Here is an 11,737-nt window from a genome sequence, read left to right on the forward strand (position 1 = left end):
ATTTCAGATGAGCAAAATTTCGCTGCAAAGATAAACAGTAATACGATAATTTATGAAGGATAATTTGTCTTTAATCATTTAATATTAATCAAATGTTGATTAATTGTTATTTTAATATTACCTTTTTAAGAAAGCAAATCTTACTTTTGCCGCATACTCAACATTAAACAATGGGATTTAACAACTTCGGAAAAATCTTCATGCCCAAAAATAATCTCTTCTACGAGATTTTTGAAGATGTAGCAACAACGCTTTACCAAATGGGACAATTGTTGAAAAAATCGGCAAACGAACCCGATAGAGACAAGCGCTCGGCTGCGCTTATATCGATGGAAGATTTTGAACACAGAAACGACGAAAGTACACACCGCGTAATGACGGAATTGAGCCGAAATTTCATTACGCCTTTTGACCGGGAAGATATTCACGCTTTGGCAATGTCTTTGGACGATGTGGCAGATTGCATCTACGCTTCTATGAAAAAAATACAATTCTACAATGTAAATCCTGTAAATGATTCCGTAATCACACGCATGGTGGAACTGATTGAAATAGGAACACTGGAATTGAAAAACGCCGTAAACGGTTTGCGTGATATGAAAAATCTTCGCAAAATGACCGAATCTCTTATCAAAATCAACAGTATCGAAAATCAGGCAGATGATATTTATGACCTGAGCATCGAAAAATTGTTTGAACTGGAGCAGGATGTAAAAGCATTGATTAAGAAAAGGGAAGTGTACCAGATATTGGAAAAAGTGGTGGACAAAATGGAAGATGCAGCCAATACGGTTGAGTCTATTATTATCAAATATTCATAAACCTTTCTGTCTCTTTCTTTTTTTTATCAAAACAAAATTGAATGTTCGGATTTTCCACCTTGCTGATTGTAATTATTGCATTTGCGCTGGTATTTGATTATATCAACGGTTTCCACGACTCCGCAAATTCAATAGCTACTATAGTTTCAACAAAAGTACTTACGCCGTTTCAGGCTGTATTGTGGGCGGCGCTTTGGAATTTTGTTGCTTATTTTGTTTTCAAAGAACACAAAGTTGCTAACACAGTTGCAAAAACCATCCATCCCGAATTTGTAACACTTACGGTAATTCTTGCCGGCTTGCTCGCCGCCATTTTCTGGAACTTGCTTACCTGGTGGTTTGGCATTCCGTCAAGCTCTTCACATACATTGATTGGCGGATTCATTGGTGCCGCTTTGGCACATACCGGCGGCAACATCAACGTAGTGGAATTACGTAATGTGGGCGTAACAGTCTTGTTTATTTTCCTCTCTCCCATTATCGGGATGATACTTTCTTTTATTATAACCATTATCATCAACTGGGTCGCACGAAAATCGCATCCCTACCGCGCAGAAAAATGGTTTAAGCGTTTGCAGCTTTTATCATCCGCAGCCTTTAGTTTGGGACACGGTGGAAATGATGCACAAAAAGTAATGGGGTTAATTACCGTTGCTTTATTGTTGGATAAAAACGGCGGGCAAGCATTAAACGAAAATGCACCTATTCTTCAGACTATGATGCAGAACAACTGGATTCCTTTTGCTTGTTATACTGCAATCGGTTTAGGCACCATGAGCGGCGGCTGGCGCATTGTAAAAACAATGGGGTCGCGCATTACCAAAGTAACGCCGATTGAAGGAGTTGCGGCTGAAACAGCATCGGCATCCACTTTAATTTTGACAGAGGCATTGGGCGTTCCCGTAAGCACTACACACACCGTAACCGGCGCAATTATGGGCGTAGGCGCAACAAAACGCTTGTCAGCCGTGCGTTGGGGCGTTACGGTTAATCTTATCTGGGCATGGATATTAACGATTCCCGTAAGTGCAGGCGTTGCCGCACTTGTGTACTGGATGTTGCATTCATTGCTGCACTTACCGGGATAAAATATATTACCGGTTCATCATCCAATCTTTAACTTTATCAAAACTTGCATCTATCAAAATACTTTGTTTTTCCTTTGCAAACAATGTTTTTGCATTTTCGGGAAGAGGAATTTTGATTTGTAACAATTCTTCAATCACATCGGGAAACTTCACGGGATGTGCGGTTTCCAAGAAAATTCCTTTATCGCTTTTATTGATTTTTAAGTAATCGCTCAACGCCTTATAAGCCACCGCGCCATGGGGGTCGAGCAAATAACCGGCATCGTCATACACATCGCTGATGGTTTTTCTTGTTTCATCATCGGAAACAGAAACCGCTGTAAAATGTTTTTTTAAATCATTCGTTTGCTGATGAAACAATTCCAAAATTCTTACAAAATTGCTTGGATTGCCTACGTCCATTGCATTTGAAATAGTCGAAACTGAATTTTTAGGCTGATAACTATTTGTTTCTAAAAACAAAGGAATTGTATCGTTGGCATTGCAAGCCGCAATAAAATGTTTCACGGGCATACCCGAAACATTCGCCAAAACGCCCGCACAAATATTTCCGAAATTTCCGCTTGGCACACAAATCACAGGCGGCTCTTTTTCTTGCCAATTTTGCAAGGCAAAAAAGTAATACAACTGTTGCGGTAACCAACGACCAACGTTAATCGAGTTTGCCGATGTAAGCTGGTATTTTTGTTTCAAATCTTCATCAATAAATGCCTGTTTCACAATTGCCTGACAATCGTCAAAACTTCCCTGAACCTCAAGCGCAGTAATGTTTTCGCCCAAAGTTGTGAGTTGTAATTCTTGCACAGGACTTACTTTTTTTGATGGATATAAAATAATTACTTCAACGCCTTCAACACCCAAAAATCCGTTCGCAACTGCACCGCCTGTATCGCCGGAAGTTGCTACAAGTATTGTTGTTTTTTTGGATGAAGACTGGTTGAAATAACCCAAACACCGGCTCATAAATCTTGCGCCAACATCTTTGAAAGCATACGTTGGTCCGTGAAACAATTCGAGTGAAAAAATATTTTCATCCACACGAATTAACGGAAACGGAAAGTTGATTGTTTCACTCACAATCTTCTGCAATACATCATCGGGAATACTCTCGCCGACATATGGTTTCATTACCTTAAAACTAATTTCTTCTTTTGATAATGAAGAAAGCCGTTCCACAAAATCTTTCGGCAGTTGCGGAATGCTTTCAGGAAAATACAAACCTTTGTCCGGCGCTTGTCCGTTAACGACCGCTTCTCTGAAATCCACGTCCGGCGCGGCTTTATGTAAACTGTAATATTTCATTTTTTGTTTTTTATGACACGAATTAGAGCAAATTACACGAATTATTTTGTACAAAATGGAACGCCGATTTTTTATGATAATTATGATTTGTATTCATCTTAATCAATCATAATTATCTGCATCATGTGTGTCCTATTTTATTTTCCTATAATCATTATAATCCAATAAATCATGGTTCAGACAATTCTTGCTCCGTCTTTATTTATTTTAGAAACATAAGTATGAAAATCTATTTGCAGTTCTGTATAAACCTGCTTCATTTCATCCTCAATTTTATGTGCGGTCGTTTCGTCTTTACTCAACATAAAAATAGATGGACCAGAACCCGAAATACCGCCGCCGAGCGCACCTGCATCCAAACATTTTTTCTTCAACTCTGCAAAACCCGGAATTAAAATACTTCGCACAGGTTCAATAATATGGTCTTCCAATGAACGACCGATTAAATCAATATCATTCTGCAAAATGCCTGCGACAAGCCCCGCAATATTTCCCCATTGGCGAATGGCTTTTTTCAATTCAACTTGTTGGCGAAGCACTGCACGCGCGTCTGCGGTGCGCACTTCGATTTGCGGATGCACAAGCGTTACAAACAAATCGGGCGCGGGCAACGGAATAATATCCAAAGGATTAATCGAGCGAATTAACGTAATGCCGCCGTAAATGCAAGGCGCAACATTATCCGCGTGTTTCACGCCGCTTGCAACTTTCTCGCCGAACATTGCGTATTGAATCAACTGCTGTTTTGTAAAACGATTGTTCAACAAATAATTTGCGCCAACGACTGCACCTGCCGCGCTCGCCGCGCTGGAACCCGCGCCGCTGCCGGGTTTGATGCGTTTATGTATCAAAACTTCAAAGCCAATATTCGCATCAATATCTTTCAACATTTCAAGCAACGGCGCGCCAGCCGTGTTCAACGCAGGGTCTTCGGGCAAAGGATAACCATCTGCGCTGCGGACAATTATTTTTCTTTCGTCCAATAATTTTATTTCCATTTTATCCGCAGGTTCGTTGAGGCACAAACCAAGAATATCAAAGCCACAAACCAAATTTGCAACCGTTCCCGGCGCGTGTACTGTACAGAAATTCATTTTAATTATATTAGTTCTAAATTATTAAATCACTCTGTCTTCAAACTCTTTACAGGATTGGCTCGCGCAGCTTTATAGGCTTTAAAGCCAATCGTTCCAAACGCAATCAACATCACGGTTACAGCCGCTATGATAAAAGTGAAAATGCCAATATTTGTTTTGTAAGCAAAATTATTCAGCCACTTGTTCATTGCCCAATAAGCAATTGGAGTTGCGATAACAATGGCGATAATAACAAGTTTTAAAAAATCTCTGCTGATGAGTTTTACAATGCTTCCAACACTCGCGCCCAACACTTTGCGAATGCCTATTTCTTTAGTCTTTACTTCTGCTGTATAAGTCGCTAAACCAAATAGTCCAAGACATGAAATGAAGATGGCAATCGCTGTAAACGTTGTAAATAATGTACCCGTGCGAATATCAGAACGATACTGTGCTTCAAACTGCTTATCTAAAAAACTATAAGAAAAAGTGGAGTTATTATCGGCATACTTTTGATATGCTTTTTTCACGGCAGCAATGGCAGCTTGAGCATTTTTTGCAGTTGTGCGCACATAGAGCGTATTTTTTTCTTTATTGAAGGAATAAAAAATAAGCGGTGCAATTGCCGTTTTTAAAGACTGAAAATTAAAATCTTTCAATATACCAATAATATTTCCTTTATGTCCGCCGAATGTAATTTCTTGTCCAACATAAGGTGGCTTCAATCCCATTTGCTTCACGGCGGTTTCATTCAGAATAAAGCTTGCGCTGTCAATCGGCATTCCTGTAAAATTATGTCCTTCCAAAAAACCAATTTTCATTGTAGGAATAAAATTTTCATCAACGGAAGTTTCGTAGATAAACACAGAGTTCTTTTCATTCATGCCTTGCCAATGAATAGCTGTTGTTGTAGTTCCTAAGCTTGTAAAATCAGGGGCATCGGACGCTGCAACATTCACAATACTTTTCTGACTTGATAATTTTGTTTCTATAGCCGAAAGATGCGAAATCGCTGCATCGGGAAAAGTTACAGAGAAAACATAAGTTTTATCATAACCCAATTTCATGTTGCGTACAAAATGCATTTGTTTACTTATTACAATTGTTGCAAACAATAATGCAGCTGAAATAGCAAACTGAAAAACTACAAGGCTTTTTCTTAAAATAGCGGAGCGATTCCCTTTGTTTGTTTTTCCTTTCAATATCTGTAAAGGCTTAAAAGAAGAAAGCACAATTGCGGGATAAATACTTGAAAGCAATAACGTACCAATTACTGCAATCGCCAATGCTTTCCATACTTGAATATTATTTAAAGCGAGACGAAGTTCTTTACCTGAAAGGCGATTGTACACCGGCATCAATATAAATATTAGACCGATTGCAATGATAATTGCAAAAACAAATAGTAAAATAGTTTCAATGATAAATTGAAAAAACAATTGCTTTTTACTTGCACCGATAATTTTTTTAATGCCGACTTCTTTTGCGCGTATTAAGGAACGCGCCGTCGAAAGATTTATGTAATTGATACTTGCAATCACAAACAACATCACAGTTATTATTAAAAATATTTGCGCCATTCTGTACGCACTACTGTCGCCGTCAGCCGTAATTAAATGTATCTTGTTAAGACTTTGTAATTTGTACTCGAACCTCGTATCGGTCGTAGCTTTTTCATGCAATTTCGTAAATGCTTTTGCAGTTTTGTCTTTGTCTGCATTTGGTCGCAGCAGCACATAAGTGTTCATGGTGTAACTGTTTTCATTGGCATCTAAAGGCTCTTTGTTATCTTTTGAAAACTGAATAGCATAATAACTCATTGGTAATAATACATCATATTGCAAAGACGAATTTTTCGGAAAATCCTGCAATACAGCTGTTATCACAAATACTTGATTATTATACAATAATCTCTTGCCTAAAACATTTACTGTGGCAAAAAATTTTCGTGCCACGGATGTCGTAACAGCAATAGAATAAGGATTTGGAAAAAGTTTTTCCCGATTGCCATACAGCAGTTTATAACTGAAAATATTAAGAAAATTATCGTCAATAAAAGCTGAAGATAGATTTAAAGGTTTTGCAATGTTATCAGCAGAAAATGCCCCATAATCGCTCGTGATTCTAACAACAGATTTCACATCAGGAATCGATTTTGCGTAAGTCGCCAATATCGGTGGCGTTACATCATAAATAATTTCTTTCACACCGTTCGATTGTCCTTTGAAAAGAGAATTTATTCTATAAACATCATTTACATTTTTATTAAACTTATCATAGCTAAATTCATTCTGCACCCAAAGCAACAACATAATACCTGTTGCCAAGCCAATTGCAAGTCCTGTAATATTAAGCGCGCTATAAAACTTATTTACTCGAAGATTACGCCACGCGGTTTTAAAATAATGCTTGAACATAGTTTTCAATTTGATGATGACAATATAATAATTTTGAAAATATTTTGAATTTCTTCTAACTTCTTCTATTCTCTTTACGAAACTGCTTTAATCAAATCTGCAAAAACGCCGCTTGCTGTAACATCTGCACCCGCGCCTGCACCTTTGATAACCAAAGGTTGTTCGGGATAACGCTTTGTGTAAAACAACACGATATTATCTTTCCCATAAAGATGATAATAATCCGATTGTTCATTCACTTCCTGTAAACCCACAGATGCTTTGCCGTTTTCAAAGCTTGCCACATATTTCAGCTTGCAATTTTTCTTCGCGGCATTTTCATACAATGTTTTAAAATGATTTTCGTGCTTCGCCAATTCTTTATAAAAATCATCTACGCCTCCTTCAAAACATGACACAGGCAGGAATTGTGTGTTTGCAATATCTTCCATGCTTACAGCATTTCCCGCTTCACGTGCGAGTATCATAATCTTGCGCATTACATCTGTTCCGCCCAAATCCAAACGCGGGTCAGGTTCGGTGTAACCCGCATCCTGCGCTTGTTTCACAATTTCTGCGAATGTTGTTTTTCCGTCATAATTATTAAAAACAAAATTCAATGTTCCTGAAAGTACGGCTTGAATTTTTACAATTTCGTCGCCGCTTCTTAATAAATCGTTCAACGTTCCAATCACGGGCAAACCCGCGCCCACGTTGGTTTCAAAGAAAAACTGCGCATTAAATTCTTTCGACAAAGATTTTAATTGTTTATAATAATCGTAAGAAGACGAACACGCAACTTTGTTACAAGCCACAACGAAAATACTTTTTTCCAACAATAAATGATACGTCTTTGCCAAGTTTGCATCGGCTGTAACATCGACCAATACTGAGTTTCTCAGGTTACGACTAATAACTTCGTTAATAAAATTTTTCAAATCATATTGCTGTGCATTTTGCAAATTATTTTGCCAATTATCCAAATGAATACCGCCGTTATCGGAAAACAACATCTTGCGGCTGTTTGCTAATCCTGCAATTCTCAATTGCAGATTAAGATTATTCAACAGAAAATCTTTTTGCTGGTTCAGTTGCGCAAGCAAGCGGCTTCCGACATTTCCCGTTCCTGCAATAAACACATTCAGCTGCTTATATACTTTTTCAAAAAAGGCTTCGTGCAGTACATTCACCGCTTTTTTCACATCGTCAAAAGCAATGACGGCAGAAATATTTTTTTCTGAACTGCCTTGCGCAATCGCACGAATATTGATACCGTTTCTCCCGAAAACAGAAAACATTTTTCCGCTGATTCCGGGATGGCTTTTCATTTTATCGCCAACAAGTGCAATAATAGAAAGTTGCTGTTCTTCTTTTACAGGCTCTACTCTTTTTGCAAGAATATCATCACGGAAAGCTTCCTCCAAAGTTTCTTTGGCTTTATCCAAATCATTCGCGTTAATCGCTACGCAAATCGAATGCTCGGAAGAACTTTGTGTAATCAATATCACGTTGATTTGCGCAGCTGCCAATGCAGCAAACAAAACTTTTGAAATACCGGGCACGCCTACCATTCCGCTTCCTTCAAGACTTAACAACGCAATATTTGTAATGCTCGAAATACCTGTAACTATTTCCGCAGCTTCTCTTTTTTCGCCTTCGTCAATCAACGTTCCTGCTTCGTAAGGCGCAAACGTATTTTTGATTTTAATAGGAATATTTGCATCCATTGCCGGAATAATCGTGGGCGGATAAATAACCTTCGCACCAAAGTGCGAAAGTTCCATCGCTTCTCTGTAAGACAAGTGTGCTATGGGTTTTGCGTTGCTTACCCAACGCGGGTCGGCGGTCATCATGCCGGGAACATCTGTCCATATTTCCAAAGCGTCAGCCTTGGTTGCTGCTGCAAAAATTGCCGCCGTATAATCCGAACCACCGCGACCTAAAGTTGTAGTTTGTCCCGATTTGTTTGAAGCAATAAATCCCGGAACGAGCAAAATAGGTTGTTTACTATTTTTTACGTTATCAACAACTAACTGATTAGTGATATTGAAATTTACTTCGGCATTGCCAAACTTTGAATTGGTTTTTATCACTTCGCGCACATCTATTAATCGATGCGCAATATTTTCCGATTGAAAATAGGCAGTGATAATTTTGGTGGATAAAATTTCCCCGAAACTTAAAATCTTATCTTTTGTTGCAGGCGAAAATTCCTGCAAACGAAAAACACTTTCCGCAATATCTTCCAAGTCGTTGAAGAGTTGCATTACCAAACTCAAACACGCGCTTTGATTGGTAACAGGCAACAAATGCCTGACTTCGTTTAAATGATAATCCAATAACTGCTGAATAATATTTTTATAGGATTCATCGGCATTTGAAGCTGCGATGCCTATCTCGAGCAATTGGTTTGTAACACCGCTCATGGCAGATACAACCACAATTTTTTTGTCATTATCCGATGAAATAATGCTTTTAACTTTTTTGATATTTTCAGCGTTGGCGACGGACGAACCGCCAAATTTGAGAACGCGCATAAGAATTGTTTAATGATAAAAATAAAACAGAGAATCTGTAAAAAACGGCATAAAGCCCGGAGGATGATATGTGCAATGTTTAACCCTTTACAGGGTTGTAATAATAATCGTAGCAATAGTCCCGCGAAGAACTACTGAAGAAGTGGAGATAATATTTATGCTGCGATTATTCATTGCTTAATTGCAGAGCTAAAGTAGGGAAGTGATTTTATATAAAAAAATATTCTTGTAAAAAAATTTAGAGCTTGTTTAAAATTAAAACAATTTCAATATTAGATGAAACTGCGATAATAATATTTAACCACATAGCAACATAGAAATATAATCGAAGCATAGAAAGTGGAAATACATCTCTTATTTAAACAGGTTGAAAATCATAGTATTTTCATCTTCGATGAAAATCTATTGTGCAGCTTTGTCTTTCTCTACCGTCATCTTCTACATAAAAGCTATGTTTCTATGTGATTATAATTATTCCGAATTTTAAATAGGTTTTTAATCTTCTTTCAAGCCCCATTCATTTTTCAGTTCGACTAATCGTTCATTCTGCAAGCGTGTTTTTTCATAATGTCCGGCAAGTCTTTTTTGCCTGAAAGCCTCATAAATACTGATAGCGCAGGCGACAGAAATATTTAAACTCTGAATAATTCCAACCTGCGGAACAATGAAATTCCCATCGCAATGTTGCAGCATTTCTTCAGTTACGCCTTTGCGTTCGTTGCCGAAGATCAAAGCGATTTTTTGTGTAAAATCTATTTCGTACAAATCAACTGCAGCAGCAGAAAGATGTGTTGCCATCAATGTAAAGTTTTCATTTTTCAACGAAGAAATACATTCTTGCAGATTTTCGAAATAATGAATCGAGACCCATTTCCATGCGCTGCTGCTGCTTCGCGTGCCAAGTTCTTTCCCGAATTTCGGATGCGGCGGAATCGTGTGATTGAGAATATACACGTCCTGAATGCCAACCGATTCGCAGGTTCTCAGCACAGCTGAAATATTGTGCGGGTCTTCCACATTTTCAAATACAACGGCAATATCAGTTTGACGATGATTCAGTACACGGGTTAGTTTATCTTTTCGTTCGGAAGTCATTGCAACAATAATCAGCTATTTTTTAAATGTTCGGCGGTTGCATCGAGGCTTTCATAAAATGCTTCGCCATATTTGCGTACAATCGCTTCCTTCAGGAATTGGTAAGCCGGTACTTTCAGTGATTTTCCCAATTTACACGCGGAGGCGCATAAGTCTTCGCGCGGTTCGTAGTTTACATATTCCAAATCTTCATCAATTTGGCTTTGCTGAATTTTTATCGGAAACAAATGACAACTAATGGGTTTTTTCCAACCGAGTTTTCCATCGTTATACGCTTGTTCAATCGCGCATTTGATAATGCCTTTTTCGTCGCGATAACCGTAAGCGCAAATTTTATTATCAATCGTAGGCGTTACCCACCCGAAATATCTGTCGTGTACATACAGTCCCTGCTTTTCTATTTCGGCAATACCACTTTTGGTCATGTATGGCTTCACGACTTCATAATTATTTTCAAGTTCTTTCAGTTCTTTATCTTCCAAAGGAGCGCCAGCATCGCCGTCTTCACAGCAACCACCTTTGCATTTGCTAAGGTCGCAAACAAATTGTTCGCTAATCACTTCGTCGCTGATTAAAATATTGTCGATTACAATCATTTATGAATAGTTATGCGGCAAAGATAAACTTTAAAATACAAGCAAAACAAAAGCCTCTTTACAGAGGCTTCTGTTTAAACACAATTATCAAAAATCCAACTCTATAAACCAATATGTATATTTAAGCTCACTCCGGGTGCTGCAACTACAGGCGCAACGGGTTGAGCATAATAACCATCATTATATCCATCAGGATAATAAGCAGCCTGCGGAACATTATCCAGATACGCCATGTTTGCTGCGGCTAAATTAATTCCTGCAAAAATTGAAGGAAGCGCTACTGAAAACAACCAACGTCCGCCGCTCCAATAAGTATAACCGCAACGGTAAGGGTCGTAATACAAATGATACGCAGGAAAATAAACCGGACGAGCATAAGCGTAACGATGTGCTGCGCCCCAAGGAACGACTACTCTTCTTCTGCCTGCAAATACAGGGCGACGATTATTGTAGTAATGCGAAACATGCGCTACACTACCATAGTTATGGTTATTATTATAATAATGATTATTGTTTGAACGATTATTATAGTTATAATGGCTATTATTATGATTGTTATACGCAGCCACTCTTCTGCTGCTTGTATAAGTATGTGCCGAACTGTTTTTTATATGTCCGCGTCCTTCATAATGACGGCTTTGTGCAGATACGGAATTTATCGTTAGAGATGCAATGAATGCGACTGCTGCTGTAAATATTATCTTTTTCATTTTAAGTATTTTTAGTTATTAAATGATAAAGCCAATTCTTTCTAAATAACCAATACATATATAAGACGATAATAAGTGTACCGAAGTTTAATATAATTATTGAAGAAAACTAATTT

The 11,737-nt window shown here is 38.1% G+C and carries 9 protein-coding genes; 2 read left to right on the forward strand and 7 right to left on the reverse strand.

Annotated features, from left to right (window positions below; genetic code table 11):
* Positions 1 to 170: 170 nt before the first annotated feature.
* On the forward strand, positions 171 to 821 hold the full coding sequence (locus A9P82_RS05200) for a DUF47 domain-containing protein (RefSeq protein ID WP_066204937.1): 651 nt from the start codon (positions 171 to 173) through the stop codon (positions 819 to 821).
* A 41-nt stretch (positions 822 to 862) separates the two neighbouring features.
* Positions 863 to 1,909, forward strand: coding sequence for an inorganic phosphate transporter (locus A9P82_RS05205; protein WP_066204939.1), 1,047 nt, complete (start codon positions 863 to 865; stop codon positions 1,907 to 1,909).
* A gap of 6 nt (positions 1,910 to 1,915) precedes the next feature.
* Here A9P82_RS05205 and thrC read toward each other — a convergent pair whose 3' ends face one another.
* The 7 genes from thrC to A9P82_RS05240 all read right to left on the reverse strand — a co-directional run bounded on the left by thrC (position 1,916) and on the right by A9P82_RS05240 (position 11,621).
* A complete protein-coding gene (thrC, locus tag A9P82_RS05210; RefSeq protein WP_066204942.1) occupies positions 1,916 to 3,211 on the reverse strand; it encodes a threonine synthase in 1,296 nt (431 codons plus the stop codon).
* 176 nt (positions 3,212 to 3,387) lie between these two features.
* Positions 3,388 to 4,305, reverse strand: a complete 918-nt coding sequence (locus tag A9P82_RS05215; RefSeq protein ID WP_066204944.1) for a homoserine kinase — start codon at positions 4,303 to 4,305, stop codon at positions 3,388 to 3,390.
* Between the two features lie 29 nt (positions 4,306 to 4,334).
* Positions 4,335 to 6,704, reverse strand: coding sequence for an ABC transporter permease (locus A9P82_RS05220; RefSeq protein WP_066204946.1), 2,370 nt, complete (start codon positions 6,702 to 6,704; stop codon positions 4,335 to 4,337).
* Positions 6,705 to 6,778: 74 nt separating this feature from the next.
* A complete protein-coding gene (thrA, locus tag A9P82_RS05225) occupies positions 6,779 to 9,220 on the reverse strand; it encodes a bifunctional aspartate kinase/homoserine dehydrogenase I (RefSeq protein ID WP_066204948.1) in 2,442 nt (813 codons plus the stop codon).
* A gap of 495 nt (positions 9,221 to 9,715) precedes the next feature.
* The gene (locus tag A9P82_RS05230) at positions 9,716 to 10,315 is read right to left on the reverse strand and encodes a TrmH family RNA methyltransferase (protein ID WP_066204950.1); all 600 of its coding nucleotides are present in this window, start codon (positions 10,313 to 10,315) and stop codon (positions 9,716 to 9,718) included.
* An 11-nt stretch (positions 10,316 to 10,326) separates the two neighbouring features.
* Complete coding sequence (locus A9P82_RS05235; protein WP_066204953.1) at positions 10,327 to 10,911, reverse strand: DUF3109 family protein; 585 nt, start codon at positions 10,909 to 10,911, stop codon at positions 10,327 to 10,329.
* Positions 10,912 to 11,012: 101 nt separating this feature from the next.
* A complete protein-coding gene (locus A9P82_RS05240) occupies positions 11,013 to 11,621 on the reverse strand; it encodes a hypothetical protein (protein WP_066204956.1) in 609 nt (202 codons plus the stop codon).
* Positions 11,622 to 11,737: the final 116 nt, after the last annotated feature.

It is taken from the genome of Arachidicoccus sp. BS20 (assembly GCF_001659705.1).
In the GTDB taxonomy this organism is placed as follows: Bacteria; Bacteroidota; Bacteroidia; order Chitinophagales; family Chitinophagaceae; genus Arachidicoccus.